The organism is Ruegeria sp. BB5 (assembly GCF_056539405.1).
The window spans coordinates 125,935-148,282 of record NZ_JBQFUX010000007.1 but is presented as its reverse complement, the minus strand read 5'-3'; the positions used below and the strand labels follow the sequence as shown (position 1 = coordinate 148,282).

General features: G+C 57.5%; 19 protein-coding genes. 7 read left to right on the top strand and 12 right to left on the bottom strand.

From position 1 onward, the window contains the following. Positions 1–78: 78 nt before the first annotated feature. Positions 79–1,104 (top strand): LacI family DNA-binding transcriptional regulator, encoded by a 1,026-nt coding sequence (locus ACR0DL_RS15955; RefSeq protein WP_480690132.1) that lies wholly within the window; start codon positions 79–81, stop codon positions 1,102–1,104. On the opposite strand, the gene ACR0DL_RS15950 is transcribed toward ACR0DL_RS15955, so the two are convergent. Beyond that, entirely contained in the window at positions 1,101–2,072 is a 972-nt protein-coding gene (locus ACR0DL_RS15950; protein ID WP_170350904.1) for a LysR family transcriptional regulator, read from the bottom strand. The genes ACR0DL_RS15955 and ACR0DL_RS15950 overlap by 4 nt on opposite strands. A gap of 90 nt (positions 2,073–2,162) precedes the next feature. Continuing rightward, the gene (locus ACR0DL_RS15945) at positions 2,163–4,598 is read right to left on the bottom strand and encodes a GcvT family protein (protein WP_480690130.1); all 2,436 of its coding nucleotides are present in this window, start codon (positions 4,596–4,598) and stop codon (positions 2,163–2,165) included. A 182-nt stretch (positions 4,599–4,780) separates the two neighbouring features. On the opposite strand from ACR0DL_RS15945, the gene ACR0DL_RS15940 reads away from it, so the two are divergent. Next, positions 4,781–6,301: a trimethylamine methyltransferase family protein gene (locus tag ACR0DL_RS15940; protein ID WP_480690128.1), complete on the top strand. Its 1,521-nt coding sequence runs from the start codon at positions 4,781–4,783 to the stop codon at positions 6,299–6,301. A gap of 72 nt (positions 6,302–6,373) precedes the next feature. Beyond that, positions 6,374–7,345 (top strand): agmatinase, encoded by a 972-nt coding sequence (locus ACR0DL_RS15935; protein WP_480663694.1) that lies wholly within the window; start codon positions 6,374–6,376, stop codon positions 7,343–7,345. Here ACR0DL_RS15935 and ACR0DL_RS15930 read toward each other — a convergent pair. The 5 genes from ACR0DL_RS15930 to ACR0DL_RS15910 form a co-directional block, all read right to left on the bottom strand. Next, positions 7,342–8,322: an arginase family protein gene (locus tag ACR0DL_RS15930; protein WP_170413465.1), complete on the bottom strand. Its 981-nt coding sequence runs from the start codon at positions 8,320–8,322 to the stop codon at positions 7,342–7,344. The two genes, ACR0DL_RS15935 and ACR0DL_RS15930, sit on opposite strands and share 4 nt — an antisense overlap. Positions 8,323–8,376: 54 nt before the next feature. Next, on the bottom strand, positions 8,377–9,966 hold the full coding sequence (locus tag ACR0DL_RS15925; RefSeq protein ID WP_170362101.1) for an ABC transporter permease: 1,590 nt from the start codon (positions 9,964–9,966) through the stop codon (positions 8,377–8,379). Further along, complete coding sequence (locus tag ACR0DL_RS15920; RefSeq protein WP_170350898.1) at positions 9,959–10,996, bottom strand: quaternary amine ABC transporter ATP-binding protein; 1,038 nt, start codon at positions 10,994–10,996, stop codon at positions 9,959–9,961. The genes ACR0DL_RS15925 and ACR0DL_RS15920 overlap by 8 nt, the downstream gene beginning before the upstream one ends. Before the next feature lie 77 nt (positions 10,997–11,073). Beyond that, positions 11,074–12,024: an ABC transporter substrate-binding protein gene (locus ACR0DL_RS15915; protein ID WP_170350897.1), complete on the bottom strand. Its 951-nt coding sequence runs from the start codon at positions 12,022–12,024 to the stop codon at positions 11,074–11,076. Positions 12,025–12,225: 201 nt separating this feature from the next. Next, a complete protein-coding gene (locus tag ACR0DL_RS15910; protein WP_480690126.1) occupies positions 12,226–12,462 on the bottom strand; it encodes a hypothetical protein in 237 nt (78 codons plus the stop codon). A 110-nt stretch (positions 12,463–12,572) separates the two neighbouring features. Here ACR0DL_RS15910 and ACR0DL_RS15905 point away from each other — a divergent pair, with 110 nt between their 5' ends. Continuing rightward, positions 12,573–13,442, top strand: coding sequence for a bifunctional allantoicase/(S)-ureidoglycine aminohydrolase (locus ACR0DL_RS15905; RefSeq protein WP_425082069.1), 870 nt, complete (start codon positions 12,573–12,575; stop codon positions 13,440–13,442). A gap of 175 nt (positions 13,443–13,617) precedes the next feature. Here the strand turns inward: ACR0DL_RS15905 and ACR0DL_RS15900 are convergent, their stop codons facing one another. Genes ACR0DL_RS15900 through puuE form a run of 3 tightly spaced genes read right to left on the bottom strand, consistent with a single transcriptional unit; the run spans position 13,618 to position 16,991 of the window. Next, positions 13,618–15,042 (bottom strand): uracil-xanthine permease family protein, encoded by a 1,425-nt coding sequence (locus ACR0DL_RS15900; protein WP_170350894.1) that lies wholly within the window; start codon positions 15,040–15,042, stop codon positions 13,618–13,620. Positions 15,043–15,096: 54 nt separating this feature from the next. Then, positions 15,097–15,582 carry an ureidoglycolate lyase gene (locus tag ACR0DL_RS15895; protein WP_480690124.1) on the bottom strand — a complete coding sequence of 162 codons (486 nt, stop codon included), beginning with the start codon at positions 15,580–15,582 and terminating at the stop codon, positions 15,097–15,099. Further along, positions 15,579–16,991 (bottom strand): allantoinase PuuE, encoded by a 1,413-nt coding sequence (gene puuE, locus ACR0DL_RS15890; protein ID WP_480690122.1) that lies wholly within the window; start codon positions 16,989–16,991, stop codon positions 15,579–15,581. Before puuE ends, ACR0DL_RS15895 begins: the two co-directional genes overlap by 4 nt. Before the next feature lie 147 nt (positions 16,992–17,138). On the opposite strand from puuE, the gene uraH reads away from it, so the two are divergent. Beyond that, entirely contained in the window at positions 17,139–17,492 is a 354-nt protein-coding gene (gene uraH, locus ACR0DL_RS15885) for a hydroxyisourate hydrolase (RefSeq protein ID WP_480690120.1), read from the top strand. Between the two features lie 8 nt (positions 17,493–17,500). Here uraH and ACR0DL_RS15880 read toward each other — a convergent pair whose 3' ends face one another. Next, on the bottom strand, positions 17,501–18,418 hold the full coding sequence (locus ACR0DL_RS15880; RefSeq protein ID WP_480690118.1) for a LysR family transcriptional regulator: 918 nt from the start codon (positions 18,416–18,418) through the stop codon (positions 17,501–17,503). Positions 18,419–18,519: 101 nt separating this feature from the next. On the opposite strand from ACR0DL_RS15880, the gene ACR0DL_RS15875 reads away from it, so the two are divergent. Further along, positions 18,520–19,752 (top strand): urate hydroxylase PuuD, encoded by a 1,233-nt coding sequence (locus ACR0DL_RS15875; RefSeq protein WP_480690116.1) that lies wholly within the window; start codon positions 18,520–18,522, stop codon positions 19,750–19,752. A 60-nt stretch (positions 19,753–19,812) separates the two neighbouring features. On the opposite strand, the gene ACR0DL_RS15870 is transcribed toward ACR0DL_RS15875, so the two are convergent. Next, complete coding sequence (locus ACR0DL_RS15870) at positions 19,813–20,721, bottom strand: LysR family transcriptional regulator (RefSeq protein ID WP_480690114.1); 909 nt, start codon at positions 20,719–20,721, stop codon at positions 19,813–19,815. A gap of 156 nt (positions 20,722–20,877) precedes the next feature. Here ACR0DL_RS15870 and xdhA point away from each other — a divergent pair, with 156 nt between their 5' ends. Further along, a complete protein-coding gene (gene xdhA / locus ACR0DL_RS15865; RefSeq protein WP_480690112.1) occupies positions 20,878–22,341 on the top strand; it encodes a xanthine dehydrogenase small subunit in 1,464 nt (487 codons plus the stop codon). Positions 22,342–22,348: the final 7 nt, after the last annotated feature.

Here is a 22,348-nt window from a genome sequence, read left to right as displayed (position 1 = left end):
CAAGCGCTTACATAACAGCTTTCCTTGCGACCCGGTTAAGTTTAGACTTATTGGCAAAAGTGAATGGCGGATTTGAAAATGTCGAAACTTGGATCGGCGCCAACATTGGATGATGTGGCCAAACTGGCTGGCGTTTCGACCGCAACCGTATCACGTTGCCTCAATAACCCAGATCAGGTGGTCAAGGCGACGCGCCAGCGCGTTCAGTCAGCTGTAGACGCGCTGGGTTACGTGCCAAACTTTGCTGCGCGCGTGATGGCAGCCAAGCGGTCCTCGACGATTGGTGCGATTATTCCGACGATGGAGAACGCCATCTTCGCCCGTGGCCTGCAGGCGTTTCAGGAAGAATTGCACCAGCACGGATATACGCTGCTGGTCTCAAGTTCGGCCTACAAACCGGAGATCGAGGAAGAGCAGATCCGAACGCTGGTCGCGCGTGGCGCGGACGGCTTGCTGTTGATCGGACATGATCGCAAACCGCAGATTTACGAAAACCTTGAGCGATGGAAAATTCCAACTTTGGTCGCTTGGTCATACCTGCCCGATGGGCAGCTTCCCTGTATCGGCTTTGACAACCGTGCGGCAATGGCCGAACTGGCAAACCGTGTGATCGGTTTGGGCCACAGAAGGATCGGCGTGATTTCAGGCATCAGCGCAGGCAATGATCGCGCTCGCCTGCGGATCGAAGGTGTACAGGATGCGGTCAGACAGAATGATCTGACATTGTCAGACCTGACTATCATCGAAACCCCTTATGAGATTGAAAACGGGGCCGCGGCTTTCTCGGGCTTGATGGCGCAGGATATGCCGCCCACCGCGATCCTGTGCGGCAACGATGTTTTGGCCGTGGGCGCCCTGCATCGGGCGCAGGAAATGGGATTGAGTGTGCCCGGGGACGTCTCCATCACCGGATTTGACGATATCGAGCTGGCCCGGATTGTCACGCCCCGCCTGACAACCGTACACGTCCCGCACCGGGAAATGGGCCGCAGGGCAGCATCAGAGCTGATCGGAATGCTTGAAAACAAGGCAGGTGGCAGCGGTAAGCGGCTGGACACACATATCGTAGTGGGCCAATCCCTCGGGCCGCCTGCTGACAGCTAGGCGGCTTCGGCCTCCATGGTGCGGAAATCGTCTTTTAGCCAGGCATGGCTCGCACTCATGGGGTCGGTGAAATGCTGCCGTATCAGCGTAGCCATTACCTTTTGGATAAGTTTCGAGGTTGTTTCGGGATACACCTCGGTTGTGAACAGCGACACGGTGCGCACAAAGTTCCGCCCCGGAAACGGGATCGCCCTAAGACTGTCGTGGAACCTCTGAGCGCGATGGAAACAGGCGGCGGTCGTAATTGCCCAGCCGCTACCCTCGGCAACCAGCCCGATGATCGAGTGATTGCATTCCAATTCGAACCGGTTGGGCAGGTTGTATTTGCTGCGGGTCAGCTGAATCTCGATCTGTTTGCCGATCATAAGGTCGCGTGAATAGCGCAGCAGAGGCAACTCTGCATCAGGCGTAAGCAGATCTTCGGGTGTACCCTGATATCCAATGGGCAGGATCACAATAAACGGATCGCGCATCAGCGGGTATTCGATCAGCCCTTCCGTCCGTTCCGAAGGCCGCGTCGCGACGCCAGCGTCCAGTTTATGCTCTTGCAGGTTGGCGATGATCTCGTGACTAGGGCGCGTATAATGGCGGAAACTGCATCGCGGCAGGGCCTGAGCCAGAAAGCGGAATAAATCAGGCGCGATCTGATTGTCGAAATCGTCGATCAGGGCCAGCCGCAGGTCTGTTGCATGCTGCCAGTTGCCGGATCGGATTTCAGCCTCGCCCCGTTTCAGCACAGTCAGCCCATCGCGAACATATCGCGCAAAAACCTCACCCGCAGGAGTCAGACCCATTGGGCGACGCCCGTGATCGACCAGATCGACGCCCAGCGCGCCCTCAAGGCTACGCAGGTGGTTCGAGACGGTGCTGATCGACAGCCCCGTCTCGGATGCGACCTGTTGGATCGACCCTGATTTGGCCACCAGCCGGAAGACTTCCAGCCAACGAAGGCTCAGAGATTTCGACACCGCAAACACCCATTGTTTCGATTTCTTCGAAACGAACCCAAGCAAAGTTTTGCGCTGGCGGCAATGGTGAAGTCGACTGACGGGCTGGAATTACTCTCGCATCCGCTCGAATCCCGGATCGTAAGGTGACGGCGGTATGACCGTAGCGCGCACGCGATGACCGCAGGAATCCAGCTCCATTTCAGCCCCGAAATCGGCCAGTTCGGGATCGACAAACCCATGTGCCAGATTGAGCCCGGTGCGGTGCCCCCAATCGCCCGAGGTAATTGTGCCCACAACACGCTCACCTTGCATCAATGACGCGCCGGGATGCGCAGGCTGTTGTGTTGCGTGGACCTGCAGAGCAACCAGTTTTTTGCGCGCGCCCTCTGCCTGCCGTTTTAGTAATGCGTCGCGCCCGATAAATTCACCCTTGTTCAGCTTCACAAAGCGATCCAGCCCCGTCTCAAACGGATCAAATTCGGTGATCAGATCGGCCTTCCAATGTAGAAAGCTCTTCTCCATGCGCATGGATTCCACTGCCCGCGCGCCGAACAGTTTCAACCCGTACGCGTCCCCGGCCTGACGCAATGCCAGATAGGCTGCATAAAGCGAGGCGTTGGGCACGTGGATTTCATAGGCCAGCTCACCCGAGAAACTGATACCCATAACCATCGCCGGGGCGATTCCGACAAAACATTCCCGCACGCTGAGCCACGGAAACGCCGAAGCGGACCAATCGCCACGTGCGCAGGCAGACAGTACATCGCGGGCTTTCGGGCCAGCAAGCACCAGAATGGTCTGATCACTAGTCAGGCTGCGCAGCTGAACGTCCTCGCTAGCCCTAACATGCTGTGCCAGCCAATCCATATCGTGAAATTCACTGGCGGCGGCCGAGCCATACCACAGACGGGCGGGGCCCCGATCGCTGGCGGGCAGGTTGGTAACGGTCGCCTCGGCCTTGACCATGCCGTGATGGTTCAACAAATACCCCAGCCCCACCCGGCCCTCGCGCCGGGTGACGGCGCCGCAGAACATCCGGTCCAGAAAGGCATGCCGATCCGCACCCGTGATTTCGATCCGGTTGAAACCATTCACCTCGGCCAACCCGACGCCGGTTTGCACATTTGCCACCTCAGCCGCGACCAGATCAAAGGTTTCGTCAAAATCGAAACTAAGCGTCGGAGAAAAGCTGGGGGAAGGCTTGATGTACTCCACCCTTTCCCACCCGTTGACCACGGTGAATTCCGCCCCTTCTGCCGCCAACACCGGCGTTAACGGCGTCGTCTTGGCCGGTCGTCCGGCAGGGCGGTGTTCATGGGGGAAGTGAAACCGGAATTCGTTCTGATAGTCTTCAATTGCTTTCAGCGCCGTGAGTTCCACATTCGCATGACCCGTGAACCGGCGCGGGTCCAGACACCAAGTGTCATAACAGGCCTCTCCATGCACGATCTGCTGGGCCAGCAACCAGCCATGGCCACCGCCTTCGCCCAACCCCGCACGCAACCCGATGATACAGAACGCATTGCGTTTGCCGGGGATCGGCCCAACTAAAGGCGCGCCGTCAATGGTATAAGTGATCGGCCCGTTGACAATCGTGTGGACCCCGACCTCCATCAGTGCGGGCATTCGGGCAAACGCGCCTTCGAGCACGTCAGTCACCCGGTCCAGATCATCCGGGCACAAGGCGTTGACAAAGTTTGGGTCGATCCCGTCCATCCCCCAGGTCTTGCAACCCTGCTCATAAAACCCCAGCAGCAGTCCGTTTTTTTCCTGTCGGCAGTAATAGTCGCTGATCGGGCAGCGCAGCAGAGGCATACGGTGTCCTGCGTCCCGGATGGCGGGGATTTCTTCGGTCAGGAAATACTGATGCTCCATCGACGCGACCGGATGGTGAACCCCCATCATCGCGCCAACCTCGTTAACCCTGTAGCCGCAGGCATTCACCACAACATCGCAGTCGATGTCGCCATGTTCGGTATGCACGGTCCAAGTGTCGTCGCTGTGTTGTGTCAAGGCCGTAACGGGGGTGTTGCGATAGACCTCAGCCCCGGCTTTGCGCGCCCGGCGCGCCAGCGCCTGACACAGCTGGGCCGGGTCGATGTCTCCATCCATGGGATCCCACAGCCCGCCAATCAGGTTCTCGGTCGAGATCAAAGGGTGGCGGCGGGCGCATTCCTCGGCGTCGATCACTTCGAATTCCACATCCATCCCGCGTGCCATCGATGCGAAATGGCGATAGCCATGCATCTGCGCCTGCGTGTTGGCCAGACGGATACCACCATCGCCATGATGATAGTTGATCGGATAATCCGGGTCCTCGGCCAGTTCCTTGTACAACCGGATCGAATGAGATTTCAGACCAACCATTGTCTGGTTCATGCCGAAATTCGTCACCTGTGCCGCCGAATGCCATGTCGTGCCCGAGGTCAGCTCGTTCCGCTCGACCAAAACCACGTCCGCCCAACCTTCTTGCGTCAGGTGGTACAGCGTTGAACATCCGGCGATCCCGCCGCCGATGACAACGACCTTGGTGCGCGACTTCATGGCTCTGCTCCCTCTTGTCCACGACAAGTTTTGCGGAAAAAAGGGCTGAGCCGACAACAGAGGCATCGACTGTATTGAAAAATCGAAACTGCGATTGAGGATTTTGAAATTCGCAATTCCCCTTTGCTGCAAACTGGATTTGCCGATTAGGGTTTCCGAAAGACGCGCGGGAAAGGAAAGGGATGTCCTCGGAAGGTGCCAAACGAAGCGGTCGGCGGGCCCGGCATGCGCAGCGCGCGGCCAAGCCTCTGATCGATCCCTGTCCGCCCGGTCAAAAAGGCGGCGCGTTCAAGCCATTGACGCAGCCCGAGATCACACAAATCTACGACACCGCCCTGCGCCTGCTGGAAACATTGGGCATGGGCGAGGTGCCGGATCGGCTGGCCACAGATCTGCGGGCGGCTGGCGCGCAGCCGGGTGAACAGGGTCGGTTGGTGTTTCCACGTGAAATGGTAGAGCGCGTAATCCAGGGCGCTGCCAAGACATTCACCTTCCACGGTCGGGACGAAACCCGATCCATTCAGGTTGGCGGCGACCGCGTGTTCTTTGGCACCGGAGGGGCCGCCGTACAGACCCTGGACATGGATACCAGTCTGTACCGCCCGTCGACATTGGCTGATCTGCATGATTTCGCGCGGTTGCAGGACACGTTGGCCAATGTCAGCTGGTTCACTCGCTGTTGTGTGGCAACCGACCTGCCGGATGTGCGCGATCTGGACATCAACACAGTCTATGCACTGGTGCGCAACACGACCAAACCAGTGGCAACTTCATTCACGCTGGCCGAGAATGTCGCCCCGATTGTCGAGATGCTGGATATCGTGGCCGGCGGGCCGGGTGAGTTCGCAAAACGCCCCTTTCTGAAGGCCCATATCAGCCCGGTAATATCTCCGCTGCGTTACGGCGAAGATGCTGTGGACGTGGTCTACGAATGTATCGCCAACAACATCCCCATGTCCTGCATCACCGCAGCACAAGCGGGTGCAACGGCGCCAGCAACCCTCGCGGGGTTTCTGGCGCAATCATTAGCTGAGACATTGGCCAGCCTAGTAATGGTCAACGCGATCCAACCCGGCTTTCCCATGGTGTTCTCCAACTGGCCCTTCATCGTGGACCTGCGCACCGGCTCGTTTGCCGGGGGCAGCGGTGAAACCGCCATCCTGAACGCCGCTTCGGCGCAGATCACAAACTGGCTGGGTCTGCCCTCGGGTGTCGCGGCGTCGATGGCCGACGCAAAGGCCATCGACGCGCAATACGGCGCGGAAAAGGGGATGACATCGCTGGCTGCCGCACTGGCCGGGGGCAACCTGATCTATGAAAGCTCGGGCATGACTGCCTCGCTATTGGGTGTCAGTTTCGAGGCTTTTGTGTTGGATAACGAAATGCACTCGCACACCTACCGGGCGTTGCGTGGGATCGAAGTGACTGAGGAAAACCTGGGCTTCGACGCGATCTGCCATTCGGTTCTGGGAGACGGTCATTTTCTGGGCAGTTCGCATACGTACGCGGCGATGGAGCGGGATTACTTCTACCCGGACCTGGCCGATAGGAACGAGCCGCGCACGTGGCAGGAAGAAGGCGCACCAGACGCTTGGTCGGCGGCACGCGAAAAGGCCAAAGAGGTGTTGGCCACGCATCATCCGAAGTATCTGACCGACGCTCAGGATGCCGAAATCCGCAAACGCTTTCGCATTCTGATCTGATCGCGCCAGACCATTTTCAATCGACAATTCTGCCGCTAGGCTCACCCACAACCGACAGAGAATGGGGACCTCATGACCAATTCGTTTTTCCAGCCGGTCTCGGCGATGGAGCTTGCCCGGTTCGCCGGCATTCCCACCTTCATGCGGCTGCCCAGCATGACACTGGATCACGACCGCATTGCCGAGGTTGAACTGGGTCTTGTTGGCATTCCTTGGGATGGCGGCACCACCAACCGCCCAGGCGCGCGGCATGGTCCGCGTCAGCTGCGGGATTTCTCGACAATGATCCGCGCGATGAACCCGGTGACCGGGGTCGCGCCATTCTCAATGGTCAATTGCGCCGATCTCGGCGACGTCGCGCCGAACCCGGTGGATATCGGGGATACGCTGGAGCGGGTGACCGCGTTCTACTCGGATTTGCAGGATCGCGGCATCACCCCTCTGACCGCTGGAGGGGATCACCTGACCACCCTGCCCGTCCTGCGCGCGCTGGCCATATCCGGCCCGCTTGGCCTGATCCAGTTCGACAGCCATACCGACCTGTTCGACACCTATTTCGGTGGTCACAAGTTCACCCACGGCACACCCTTCCGCCGCGCTGTCGAAGAAGGGCTGGTTGATCCGAAGCGCTTTGTTCAGGTCGGCATTCGCGGTACCGCCTATAACACGGAAGACATCGAATGGGGCGAGGCGCAGGGCATCCGCATCATCCGCATCGAGGAACTGTTCGATCGCGGCATCGACGACGTCATGACCGAAGTGCGTAGTATTGTCGGAACGGCACCGACCTATTGCACTTATGACATCGACTTCGTCGACCCGACCTACGCGCCCGGCACCGGCACGCCCGAAATCGGCGGACCGAACAGTTTTCAGGCGCAGCAGGTTATTCGCAAGATGGCTGGCGTCAATCTGGTCGGAGCCGATCTGGTCGAGGTCGCGCCGCCCTTCGATCCCGAGGGCGGCACAGCCTGGCTTGGTATTTCGCTGATGTTCGAACTGCTCTGCGTGCTAGCGCAGGCAGTGGATGCGCGGCGACCTTAGGCCCCACTGACGTTCTCAGCGATCATCGAGATCATCTCGAACATCACCGCTGCTGCTGTCAGGGCGGTGATGTTGTTGGGGCTGTCCTTGGTGGGCATCATGCAGACGACGTCTCCGCCCACAATGTTCAACCCTCGCGCGGCGTGCAGAATGCCGACGGCTTCGTCAATGTCGAACCCCTTTTCGCCGGGTTCCAGATTGGACACCGCAGGCGCAACTGTCGGGTCGAGGCAATCCAGATCAAAGGTGATATAGACCGGGCGATCACCCAGAACCTCTTTGGTCTGTGCCACCACATCTGCAAGCCCGCGCTGGCGGAATTCGCGCATGGTGACGATGTTATACCCATAGTCGTATGAGGGTTGCAGCCAATCCAGACTGCGCGGATGGCCACGAAGACCGATCTGCATGGATCGTGTCGGGTCGACCTGCCCCTGATCGGCCAGATAAGCCCCCCAATGCGCCGCCGATTTCTTGGCACCCAGAAAGTGATCGACCTTGGTGAACACATCCGTGTGGGCGTCCAGATGCAGAAAGCTAATCGGCTCACCGCCCGCTAGCTTGCCCCGGCCCAGCGCTTGCACGATCCCGCCCGTAATGGAGTGATCGCCACCGACCGAAACAGGCCGCGCACCAGCTGCATCGATATCTTTGTAAAACTGCGTGATGCGCTCGATGCAGTCCTCGTTGTCATTGGCCCTGGGGAACGGCACGTCGCCCACATCGGCAATCCGCGCAGTGTTCCAGGGATCGATCCCAAACAGCGAATGAACACGGCGCTGCACGGCCGAGACATGGCGCAAGGCGCGCGGACCGAGATGCTGATCCCGCTCGGTCGTGCCATTGCCGGTGGAATGGGGCACGCCAGCCAGCGCGATATCCTGCCCTTCAGGCCCGACATTCGGGCAGCGGAACAGGGTGGGCACCCCCCACCAGTAAAGGTTTTCCATCATGGATTGTTCATAACGGTCTGTCATTGTTGTCCCCGGTAAAAGAAAAACGCCCCCGGCGGAAACCGGGGGCGAGAATGTTCAGAGTTTCTCGTCTTCTCGCCGGAAGGCCCCTTGCACGATCCGGTCCATGACCATGGCCAGGAACAGGATTGCAAAGCCGCCCAGCAGGCCCGGACCCTTGGCGGCGTATTGCAGCGCCTCAAGAATTTCCTTGCCCAAACCACCACCGCCGATCAGCGAGATGATCACCACCATCGACAGACACATCAGGATGGTCTGGTTCACCCCGGTCATGATGGACGGCAAGGCCAGCGGGATTTCCACATCTTTCAGCAACTGCCATTTAGACGCGCCAAAGGCGACGGCCGCTTCCTTGATGCTTTCCGGAACCCCGCGCATACCCAGCGCAGTCAGACGGATCACCGGTGGCATGCCAAAGATTATCGTGGCCAGAATGCCCGGCGGGTTACCCGTGCCAAAGAAGGCAATGATCGGGATCAGATAGACGAAGGCCGGAAGCGTCTGCATCAAGTCCAGCACAGGTTCCGCTGCTCGATAGGCGCGTTTGGACTTGCCAAACCAGATGCCCAGCGGGATGCCGAACACAACACACAGCAGCACCGCAGCCCCAACCAGGGCCACTGTCTCCATCGCCACATCCCAGTAGCCCAGCAAGGCGATATAGGCCAGCGAAGACGCGGTGAAGATCGCCACGCGCGGACCCGCCGCACGCCATGCGGTCACGCAGATGACCAGCATCACAACCGGCCACGGCGACCCGATCAACGCCACCGTCAACGCATCCAGAACCGAACGGACACCGGCGACAATCCCGTCAAAGACGTCTCCCCCAGCAGCGGCAGCGGCGTCAATCCTCGCCTCCATCCAACTGGCCAGGTTAGAAAACAGCGTTCCCTCGCCCGGGCCCAAAATGATCTCGGACACCTGTTCCTCGGGGAAGGCATCCAACAAGGGCAACGAAGCGTTCACCGTGAACTTATAGACGATCAATGGCGCAATCGCGGCCACCAGAATGGCACCCATCACTGTGTTGCGCGTGGAACGGCCGCTTTCCGTACTGGCCGGATCCGTCCGCCATTTGGAATACTGCTTTTCATAGACCCGATCTGCGTAAAATCCCTGCACCAGTTTGAACACCAGCAGCATCAGCAGGCCAGTGACCATAATACCCACAGCCTCGGACTGTGCAGCAGCAGCCTTTTCAAAGCTGGAATCGGCGGCCTTTTGGATGTTTTCAGCCAGTTTGGTGAATCGGTCTATGTCGGCCTTTTCCGTGGCTTCCCCAGCCCGTTCCAGCAACTCGTTCGCGCGGGCCTGCTGGCGCTCGGCCCGCTCGGCCAGGTCGGCCCCGGGATTGCCCCAGGCCCCACGTCCGATCTGAACCCACGCGATGATTTCCAGGATCAGGAAGGTCCAGAACATGCCCCAGATTGCACGCGACGCCGACCAGAAAGGCCCAAGCACCGCTGCCCACAGGTTGAACGTGTTCGGAACCGGGCTGGTCGCATCATGGATTTTGTGGAACGCGTTGACATAGTAATCACCGCTCGGCCCGACGAAATCGTGAATGGACTGGTCCAGCGCCTCGCGGTCGACCTCGATATCTGAGGCCGCCGTTACTTTGACCTCTGTGGTTGCATCAGTCATTTTTGCCCCCCTGAATTCCGCGCAGCAGGCGTGGTTTGGTCACAACGCCCACATCGGCACCCGCGTCAGTGATGATCACTGGCATATCCGTATTGACGGCCAGGTCGATCAACTGATCCAGATCCGCCCCTTCGTCTGCACGTGGCGCGCCCTCGGTCGGGCCGGAATAGCTTTCCATGGGTTCCATGATCGAATGCGCCTTGACCAGTTTGAGCTTGGAGATGCCCTGCACAAACTCGCGCACATAGTCGTCCGCCGGGTTCATGACGATGTCTTCCGGCGTGCCGATCTGAACGATCACGCCGTCTTTCATGATTGCAATCCGGTGACCGATGCGAATGGCCTCATCCAGATCGTGAGTGATAAACAATGTCGTCTTCTGCAACTGCGCCACCAACGCCTTGAACTGATCCTGCAATTGCAAGCGGATCAGCGGGTCAAGGGCCGAAAACGGTTCGTCCATCAGCAGAATTTCCGGGTCCGAAGCCAACGCGCGGGCGATCCCCACCCGCTGCTGCATACCGCCCGACAGTTCTTTGGGCAGGCGATCCTCATATCCAGTCAGGTCCACCAGACCCAGCGCGTGATCGGAAACCGCCCAGCGTTTCGATTTGGAAACCTTTCGAATTTCCAGCGGATAGGCCACGTTGTCGCGCACCGAACGGTGCGGCATCAGCGCCATATGTTGGAACACCATCCCGATCTGCTGTGCCCGAATGCGCCGCAGTTCATTTTCGGAAATCTTGGACACGTCGTGCCCCAGAATTTCGATCTTGCCTGCGGTCGGCTCGATCAGGCGGTTCACGTGCCGCACTAGCGTCGACTTGCCCGAGCCCGATAGGCCCATGATGCAGAAAATCTCTCCCCGAGGCACTTCGAAGGTGGCACCCTGCACACCCACGACACAATTGAATCTTTCCAGAACTTCGGGCTTTCCTATGCCCTCGTTCCGCACTGCGGTCATGGCTTCTTCGGCCCGTGCGCCAAAGATCTTCCAGACATCCGTCAGTTTCACGACTGTTTCTGTCATTTTTGTCCCTTCGATGCAGAACAGGCCGCCGGGCAACTCCGGCGGCCTGTCCGAGTTTCAGCCCTGATTGGCGTCACTCACTGTGACATCCAGTCCAAAACGGCATCTTCGTTGGCTGCCACCCACTCTTCCGCATAGGCAGCAGGCTCTTTGCCTTCGATCACCAGCGCATAGGTCATGGCGGAAACCGAATCGGTATCCAGCTTCATGTTGGCCAGCAATTGGGCAACCTCGGGATATTCATCCTCAAGCGCCTTTGCATAGTGCAGGTGCAAATAGGCCAGATCCCAGGCTACACCGGCCTCGGACTTTTCAAGCCAATCCGGATCGTCGGTTGGCTGAAGCACATTCCACTTGGACGCGTCATAGGCCGGCTCTTCCAGAATCTGCATATCGTGCAGGGCAAACACGTAGTGCGGCGTGTAGCAGAACCCGACCCATGGGTCGCCTGCCTTGATCGCATTGTCGAGGTTCGCATAGGCGACGGTCTCGTCAATCTCGGTCAGCTCCATAACCTGATCGTAGCCGTATGACTTGGCCCGGATTTTCTCGACATTGGTCGAGGCCCAACCCGGCGCACCGATCCATACTTCACCCTGGCCGTCACCATTACTGTCAAACAGCGCGGCAATGTCGGGGTTGGTCAGATCGTCGATCGAACGGATGTCGTTGGCATCCGCTGTCGCCTTGTCGACACACATGCCCTGGAACGCTTCAACACCATTGGGGTTAAACGCAACGGTGCCTTTGTCGGTCACATAAGTGTCGTGCAGATTCTGCTGGTTCGGCATCCAAACCTCGGGGTGAACATGCATCGCACCGGAATCCATCGCCTCGAAAACGATTGGGTTGGTACCGTTCTGCAGTTCGACCTCAAGCCCGAGGTTCTGTTCAATCGCTACCTTCAGGATATGCGCTGTCGCATTCACCGATGGCCAGTTCGGCACACCGATCACGATGTCCGCGGCCATAGCAGGCCCGGCGATCGCCATTGATGCGCCTCCCAGTAGCGTTGCAAATTTTTTCATCTGATATCTCCATGTTGGTCGTCTTTAGTGCTTATTGTTGTCCCCGGTCTGACCGAGACGCACCTTTCGAACAAATGCCGGAAAGCCGAATTACCTGTCTTCTTAGGTAAACAACTTGCTACTCCGGGATTGCCCGAAAATTCAAACATGCCAGCACGCCGCCCATCAAGAGCTTCGCGCGACAAATTCCTTAATACGACATTATCGTAGGTTAGTTTCGCTTTTTTGCAAATCGAATGGCTGTGACGTCTGAATTTTTTGCATGAAGGCTTCTGGCATAACTTTGTCCATTTTGTTCAGAAAGATAACAACCGTGATGATAACCATGAAACGGTTGCGGGTTGGACCTACCCCAACCGGAAGATCAATTGTCATGGCCGCCAGAATAGCCAACCCTTCAGGGTCGCTCAGCAATACTGCTTGGTCCGGGCAGTGCATCAACGGGCACTTTCAAATCTTTTCGAATAGAGCTGTCGCCTCTTTGCGGGTGGTCGATGGATGTCACTGGCGCATATTTTAGAGCAAACGGTTATTCTTCAGGAGCATACATGAACACCAAGTATTTCGCGCCGCACGGGGGCCATCCCGCGCAGGACCAACTGTTGACTGACCGCGCTGTTTTTACGGACGCTTATGCCGTCATTCCCAAAGGCACAATGCGGGACATCGTGACCAGCTTTTTGCCGTTTTGGGACGACACGCGCTTGTGGGTAATCTCGCGCCCGCTGAGCGGCTTTGCCGAAACATTCTCGCAATACATAATGGAGGTGCAGCCGGGCGGGGGTTCTGACCGGCCTGAGGTCGACCCCGAGGCCGAAGGCGTTTTGTTCGTTGTCGAAGGAACAGCGACGTTGAACGTCGAAGGCGAAACCTACGAATTGACCCCTGGTGGCTATGCCTATTTGCCTTGTGCAAGTGAATGGACGCTGCACAACCACGCTAAAGAAACGCTGCGGTTCCACTGGATCAGAAAAGCCTATGAGGCGGTCGAAGGGCTGGATAAGCCCGATGTTCTGATCCTTAACGAAAACGATATTGAGCCGACAACCATGCCCGGCACAGACGGCAAATGGGCCACAACACGGTTTGTCGACCCAAGTGACCTGCGTCACGACATGCATGTCACGATTGTCACGTTTGAGCCGGGTGCAGTCATCCCATTCCTCGAGACGCATGTAATGGAGCACGGGCTCTATGTCCTCGAAGGAAAAGCTGTTTACCGGTTGAACAATGACTGGGTCGAGGTTGAGGCCGGCGATTACATGTGGTTGCGCGCGTTTTGCCCCCAGGCCTGTTACGCTGGTGGTCCGGGCAAGTTCCGGTATCTTCTTTACAAGGATGTAAATCGACACATGGCACTGAGACCGGGATCGGTTGCCTACCCTCAGCAAAAGCGCCTCAGTACGGCGGCTAAATAGCAACTATTTAGCCAGGAACATACGATGGGCCGCCTCGATTTCGGGGCGGCTTGGTCGTTCGGCCTCTGGTTCCTCAAATCTGATCCTGACAGTAGGATTTAGGAACAAACAAAAGCGGCGCACCTCGGCACGCCGCTTTTTTACTGTGTCGCGTGGAATGCCATTTCAGGCATCATTAGACGTGATCGTCATGTCCAATCGACCCCTGACCGTGACCCGCCATACCACCTGAAACCTCTTCGGTTGCCTCGTCCGAAAGTTCCTCGGGCAGAACCAGGTTCAAAACAATCGCGATGACGGCGGCGGGAAGGATACCCGAGGTGGCCAGAACCTTTAATGTGCCGGGCAGATACTGCAAAGCACCGGGCTCAAGCTGCAATCCAAGGCCAAGGCTCAGCGCAATCGCAAAGATCACCATGTTGCGACGGTTCCAGTTCACGTCCGACAACATCGAGACACCCGCCGCGACCACCATGCCGAACATAACGATTACGCCACCGCCAAGCACTTCGATCGGGATGGATGAGATAATCGCACCAATTTTCGGGATCAGACCACAAATGATCAAGAAAAGCGCACCGATGGTGACAACCATGCGGCTCATGACACCGGTCATGGCGATCAGACCGACGTTCTGGCTGAACGACGTATTTGGCAACGCGCCAAAAAGGCCCGAGATTGCGGTGCCGACACCATCGGCATAGGTCGCGCCCTGAATTTCCTTGTCGGTCGCTTCTCGTCCAGCGCCGCCCTTGGTGATACCAGACACGTCGCCCACCGTTTCGACCGCTGATACAAAGGACATCGCGCAGAAGCCAATGATCGCCGCGACCGAAAATTCAATGCCGAAATGCAGCGGGTTCGGCAGTGCGAAGGAAGCCGCGTTGCCAACATTGCCCAGATTCACCTGACCAAGTGCAAATGCCACCGCGTACCCGACCAACAGGCCGATCAGCACCGCCGACACAGACAACATACCCCGCGCAAAGAACTTCAGACCAAGCGTGACCACGATCACGGTGCTTGCCATGAACCAGTTAAGGCCCGAGCCGTATTCTTCGGTACCGATGGCGGGCACACCGCCAGCGGCGTATTGAACGCCGACCTTCACAAGCGCCAAACCAATCATGGTCACCACTAGACCTGTCACCAGTGGCGGCAGCGCAAATCGAAGACGTCCGATGAACAGCCCTAAGAACGCATGGAACAGCCCACCAACAACAACGCCGCCCATCAGGACAGCAATGGCATCAACGCCCTTTCCAACCACCAGCGGGATCATGATCGGGATAAAGGCGAACGATGTCCCCTGCACGATGGGCAAACGGGCTCCGACAGGACCCACACCAATGGACTGGAACAACGTGGCGACGCCCGCAAAGAACATCGACATCTGGATCATATAGATCATCTGCGGAAAATCAGGACTGTTCGAGCCGAACCCAAATCCGGCCGCGCCGCAAACGATAATGGCTGGCGTAACGTTCGAGACGAACATCGCCAGCACGTGCTGAATGCCCAGTGGGACCGCTTTGATAAGTGGTGGTGAGTAATTCGGATCGCGGAGCTGCTCCGGCGTTCCGATGGTTGCATCTGACATTTTGTCTTTCCTCCCTTGAGAGACGTCAACCGGCTCCTCTTCCGGCTAGGTTTCTCATTCTGTGATTGTGAAGGGCTCCTCGAACCAATGCTCCTCAAGGTTGGGCCCGGTTCCAATTCGGTCGACCACTGCAAAAAGCCCGGGCGCTTGAAGAGGGGTCAAAACCCCATGCCACGTGTTGCGGTGGTAATTCACGCCCTGCCCCGGTGCTGTTTTGAATGCGATAGGCTGTCCGGGGACTCCATCTTCGTCGGGCGCCACGACCACAACAAAGGGTTTGTCCGACAAGGGCAGGAAGGCCTGACTTCCATCCGGGTGACGTTCGACCATGTCCAGTTTGATCGGCAGGCTGAACGACTCGGACTGAAACACGCTGATCCCGGCGCGCCCGTCATGGAAATCCAGCGCGGCGCGGTCATGATACCGCGCGCACTTGCCCTGATTGATGTATTTGTCCACGTCACCAGCCACTTCGATGACATCGCCGAATGGCGCAAAGGCCTCGGACGTCAGGGGCAGAAGATTCAGGACAGTCGTCATCCCGCGAACTTCTCGATCAGGCGCAGTTCCGCGATCCGTTCTACCTGGCGGCAGGCTTCGGCAAATTCGGTGTCGCGGTCGCTATCGATACGGCGGTGGAAGGCGTCTAGAATGCTGGCTTTCGTGTTGTCCTTGACCGCAATGATGAAGGGAAAGCCGAACTTGGTTGTGTATGCCTCGTTCAGCGCTGTGAAATTCGCGCGTTCTTCGTCCGTCAGCATATCCAGACCGGCCCCGGCCTGTTCAGCCGTGCTTTCCTTGGTCAGACGACCTGCCGCGGCAAGCTTGCCCGCCAGATCCGGGTGGGCAGTCAGAACACCCAGACGTTTTTCGGCAGAGGCCGTACGGAACACCCGCGCCAGCGCGTTGTGAACTCCGGCAGCATTGTCATGGGTCGGCCCAAGCTCCAGATCATACGCACCTTCGGCAATCCACGGGCTGTGTTCGAATATGCCGCCGAATTCGGCAACAAAGGTGGGCTGGTCCATTTCGGACGGGGTGAGGCGTTGCATCGGGGGGTGTTCCTTTGCCCAGTGATCGGCAATCTGTTCGCGCGTCGCGAACCAGACACCGTCATGTTTCATGAAATGCTCCAACGCGCGTTTCAGCGCCATGGCGCGGCCCGGCCGACCAATCAACCGACAATGCAGACCAATTGAGAGCATCTTGGGCTCACCGGCTTCGCCTTCGGCATACAGCATGTCGAAACTGTCTTTCAGATAGCTTTCGAACTGGTCGCCAGTGGTGAACCCCGCCTGAATCGCAAAGCGCATGTCGTTGCAATCCAGCGTATAGGGCATGATCAACTGATCTTTGCCACTGGCCTTTGTCCAATAGGGCAAATCGTCGGCATAGCTGTCTGCGATATAGGCAAAGTCGCCTTCCTCGGCAGCCAGATCGACTGTATTCATCGAGCAACGGCCCGTGTACCAACCGCGCGGCGGCCGGCCCGTGACCTCGGTATGCAGACGGATCGCTTCGCGGATTTGCGCGCGTTCTTCGTCTGGGCTCATGTCTTTGTGTTCGATCCACTTCAAGCCATGGCTGGCGATTTCCCACCCTGCGTGCTGCATCGCCGCAACTTGTGCCGGTGCGCGGGCCAACGCAGTGGCCACGCCATAAACAGTTATGGGGAGGTCTTGCAGAAGCTGGTGAACGCGCCAGAATCCGGCACGGCTGCCGTATTCATAGATCGTCTCCATGTTCCAGTGTCTTTGGCCCGGCCAAGGGGCGGCACCGGTGACCTCGGACAAAAAAGCCTCGGACGCGGCATCACCATGTAAGATGTTATTTTCACCGCCCTCTTCGTAGTTCAGCACAATCTGAACCGCGATTTTGGCATCATTGGGCCAATTGGCTGTGGGCACTTGCCCACCATAGCCGGTCATATCTCGTGGATAACGCGTCACATCAATTTCCTTCTTCTTGAAATGATGAATACCCCAGATAATCGACGATGTTTTTCAAAAAATACAACAAAGAGTTTCGGCCAGTCAGCCTTTGCCTCTTGGGGAGTATTCGGATTAGTAATTTCCAAGTTTTATAGAGAGGCGCAAATGTCAGGTTACCTAACTACACATGTTCTGGACACGGCGCGGGGGTGCCCTGCCGAGGGTCTGAAAATCGAACTTTTTCGAATTGAGGGGACTGGCCGTACATTGCTGAAAACCCTGTTCACCAATGACGACGGCCGCACGGATGAACAAATCCTGCCCGAAGCCGAGTTTTCATTGGGCGAATACGAACTGATCTTTTACGCCGGAGACTACCTCGACGCCTGTGGGACCCCGCTCGAAGACCCGCGGTTTCTGAACGTCATCCCAATCCGCTTCGGAATGTCCGAACGCTCGCACTATCATGTGCCGTTGCTTCTTTCGCCCTTCGGCTATTCGACATATCGCGGCAGCTAAGTGTCCTTCTAAGGCGTGTTCGTCTCAGCAATCGTTGAACCAATACGCTCGATTATGAACTCCATGAACAGGCGTGTCTTGGGGTCCTGCATACGACGGTGGGTAAACAAACACGCCATTTGAATCGGTTCCGGTGGTGTTTTAACCGCGACCGGAACCAAGGTACCGGCGTTGAGGTACTTTGAAATCTCAAATACCGGCTTCAACGCGATGCCGTGCCCGGCCAGGGCCCAATCCGTCAACACGTCGCCATCGTCTGACTCGTACCGCCCTGAAACACGGAATCGCTTTGGTCCGGTTTCGGTTCTCAAAAGCCACTGGAATTCAGTTGCACCGGGAAACCGCAGGCTGAGGCATTCATGCCCGTTGGCGACAATATCGTCGCCACTTTCTGGCATCCCATGTTTCTTGACGTATTTCGGGGAAGCACACAGAACCCGTTCCACGTCAGCAATCTTTCGAATGCGCAAATTGCTGTCTTCGGGCTGACCAAGGAAGAAAGCCAAATCCAGGCCTTCGGTCGTGATATCCACATTTCGATCAGTCAGCCTTAGCCGAACATTCACCTCAGGGTATTCAGCCAGAAATTTTGGCACCTGCGGTGCTATCAGACGCCGACCAACCCCCAAGGGGGCGGCGATATACAGCGATCCCTTGAGGTTCTCGGTGATATTGACGATTTGCGCTTCGGCGTTCTGGACGGCTTCAAGAATTTCCGTCGCCCCCCGATAAAACGATTTTCCCTGTTCTGTCGGCGTCAGGCTGCGCGTTGTACGTTGAAACAGACGTACACCAAGATGTTCTTCAAGCTGGGAAATCCTAGCCGAGGTTACCGCCGGTGAAACCCGCAAATCGCGGCCCGCGGCAGACATGCTGCCTAATTCATAGACACGGACAAAAGTGCGGATGTTATCGAAGTAGGACATTTTTTTGCATTTTTTGATACTGCTTGGTCTTTCGTAGCAATACCAGAGGAAAACTCTATCGCATAGAGTGCCGAAGAACTTAGAATCTTAGGAGCAATGCCATGTACGACTTGGCCGTAATGTGGGAGTGGATCGCCTTTTCTGTCCGCTGGCTGCATGTGATCACCGCGATGGCGTGGATTGGCGCGTCATTCTATTTTATCGCGCTGGACCTCATGCTTAAGCCGAACCCTACCCTACCGGACGGGGCTTATGGCGAGGAATGGGAAGTACATGGCGGCGGGTTCTATCACACCGTCAAATACCTTGTGGCGCCTGCCCAGATGCCGGAACATCTGACCTGGCACAAATGGCAGAGCTATACGACCTGGCTATCTGGAGCGGCCCTTCTGATGATCATCTACTGGGTCGGCGGTGAGCTGTTCCTGCTTGATCCAACCAAGGTGGATTTGGCGCTGTGGCAAGGCATCCTGATCTCTGGCGGTTCGCTGACTATCGGATGGTTGCTGTACGATCAGATGTGCAAATCCAAGCTCAGCGACCACCCGACCGTGTTGATGCTGTTGCTGTTCGTGATCCTGGTGATCATGTCTTGGGGTTATAACCAGATCTTCACTGGCCGCGCTGCGCTCTTGCACCTTGGTGCGTTCACGGCAACGATCATGACGGCCAACGTGTTCTTTCAGATTATGCCCAACCAGCGGATCGTGGTCGAAGACCTCAAGGCTGGTCGGACGCCCGACGCCAAATACGGCAAGATCGCCAAGGTGCGTTCGACGCACAACAACTATCTGACCTTGCCGGTCGTGTTCCTGATGTTGTCGAACCACTACCCGCTGGCTTTCGGAACCGAGTATTCGTGGATCATTGCCAGCCTGATCTTCCTGACAGGCGTGACCATCCGGCATTACTTCAACACCATGCACTCGACCGGGAAAGGCCCGCACTGGACCTGGGCTGTCACGGTCATTCTCATGGTTATAATCGCTTGGCTGTCTTCGGTCAGGCCAACAGAAACATGGGAAGACGCCGAAGCCCGCGAGTTGACGCCATATGAACAGAAATATGCGTCAGCCGCCGGTTTTGAGGCCGCGTATGACACGGTGCTGGGCAATTGCTCCATGTGTCATGCGCGCGAGCCGGTCTATGGCACCATGAAATGGGCCCCCAAGAAGGTTTACCTTGAAACCCCCGGTGACGTGGCCCGGCAGGCCGACCAGATTTATCTGCAGGCCGGGATCAGCCACGCGATGCCGCCACCATCGGCGGTTCAGATGGATGAAGAAGCACGCCAGACCATTGTTGCGTGGATCAACGAAGTCAGAGATCAATAGCACCAACAGAGAAATAAGTGACAGGCAAACTGGGTTTTCATACCCAGTTTTTTTTGTTTTTCAGCCCGGCGCGAAAAAGCGTTTGCTGTGCTGCGCGATATGTTCGACGAACAGGCGCACCTTGGGGTCCTGAAGCTTTTTATGCGGATAAAGGCACCCGAAAATCGTCGGCACGGGGGGTGTCTTCGGTAGGACCTCGACCAGTCGACCGTCCTCAAGATAGTCCCGCACGTCAAAGCGTGGTTTGTTAACGATCCCTTTGCCCGCCAGCGCCCAGTCCGTCAGCACGTCCCCATCATCCGCATCGTATTTACCGTGAACTTCCAGCTTTCGCGGTCCCATGTCGGTGTTGAGGGTCCAGAAGTATTCGGGCGATCTGGGGTACCGCAGCAAAAGGCAGTTATGGGGCGTATGCAGAAGGTCATCCGGCGTATTGGGCACGCCAAAGTTCGACAGATATTCCGGAGACGCACACAGCACGCGATCGCAATCCGCAAACTTTCGCAGTTTCATGGTGGAATCGCCGGGCTCACCGATAAAGAACGCTATGTCCAAACCGTCGGCCATCATGTCCACCTTGCGGTCCGAAAGACGCATGCGAATCTCTGTTTCGGGGTAGAGTTCCGAGAATTCCGGCACCAGAGGCGCGACGATTCTACGCCCGACACCCAGCGGCGCGGTGATGCGAATGGCACCTCGCGGGGCGTCTGAAAAGCTGGCAACGCGCGCTTCGGCGTGATCAATCGCCAGCAGTACGGCTTTGGCCTCGTCGTAGAAAACCGATCCAACTTCGGTTGGGGTCATCGACCGGGTTGTTCTGTTGAACAGCCGCACACCCAAATGGTTCTCAAGCTCTTTCAATCGCTTGCTGGCCACCGCCGGGGTTAACCGCAGGTCGCGCCCGCCGGATGTAATGCTGCCCAGTTCCATCACTCTGACAAAAACACGCAGGCTTTCGATGTACGACATTCGATCCTCTCCTTGCGGAAAGACTGCGCCATGGCGTCTTCTTTTTCAACGATCTGTTGAAAGTATTTGCCGTTTCCGGCGATTTTAAGACTCAATCGTTGCGCCTATGGTCCCCCCGATCACCCACCTGAAAGGCAGGGGCATAGGGAGAATACCATGACGCATCGCACCGACATCCAATTTGTCCTGAATGGCAAGGATGTGTCCGTTCCAAACGTATCCGCAGACCAGACGCTTCTGGATTTCCTGCGGTTGGAGCGTCGGCTGACAGGCACAAAAGAAGGCTGCGCCGAGGGCGACTGTGGCGCGTGCACCGTTCTTGTTGGACGGCTTGGTGGTGAAGGGCTGGCCTATGTTCCCGTGAATGCCTGCATCCGGTTTCTTGCCTCGGTCGATGGCTGCCATGTCGTGACGGTTGAACACCTGTCCGGCCCGGACGGTCGTCTGCACCCGGTACAACAGGCGATGATTGATCACCACGGCAGCCAGTGCGGGTTCTGCACGCCGGGCTTCGTCATGGCGCTGTATGCACTGTGGATGCAAACGCCCGAGCCGACCAAAGCGCAGGTTGAAACCGCGCTCCAGGGCAACCTGTGTCGCTGCACCGGGTATGAGCCAATCATCCGTGCCGCCGTTGCCGTCAGCCGCTATGGCACCCCGGCATCGGACCACCTGAATACCGAACGTAAAACCATGACCGCACGTCTGGCCGCGCTCAAGGACGATCGGCGCGTTGTATCCGGACCGGAAAACAACCTGAGCATTATCCCCTCCAGCGTTGATGACCTTGCCGATTGCCTGCAGACCTATCCCAAGGCCACGATCGTGGCCGGTGCCACGGATGTGGGTCTTTGGGTCACCAAATTCCTGCGTAACATCGGGCCTGCCATCTTCACCGGTCATCTCGAAGACCTGAAAACAGTCGAAAGACAGGGTTCCCTCCTCCTGATCGGTGCTGGCGCCAGCTACACCGATTGCCAGGAACTTCTGTCTGAACACCTGCCACACCTGTCCTCCTACTGGGATCGCATCGCAGGGTGGCAGGTGCGGAATATGGGAACCGTCGGCGGAAATATCGCCAATGGCTCGCCCATCGGGGATACGCCGCCGGTTCTTATCGCGCTTGGAGCGGAAATCACGCTGCGGCGCGGTTCTGAAAGCCGGACGCTGCCTCTCGCTGAATTCTTCATCGACTACGGAAAGCAAGACCGCCAACCCGATGAGTTCGTCGCAAGCATCCATGTGCCCCTGCCCGGACCCGATGATCTGAATGCAGCCTACAAGATTTCCAAACGTCGTGACGAGGACATCTCCTCGGTCGCTGCTGGCATTCACATGACGGTCACGGACGGCACCATCAGCAATGCGCGCATCGCATTCGGCGGTATGGCTGCCACGCCCAAGCGAGCCGCTGCTGCCGAGGCGGCGCTGAACGGTCAATCCTGGTCGCGGGAAAGCTTTGAGGCCGCCGCCGAGGCGCTGGCTGAAGATTTCAGCCCTCTCACCGATTGGCGCGCATCGTCTGACTACAGAATGCTATCCGCCCAAAACCTGCTGCGTCGCTTCTACCTTGAAAACGACGCCCAAACCGACGCCCCCGTTCAACTGGCTTGCGCCTGATAAGGAG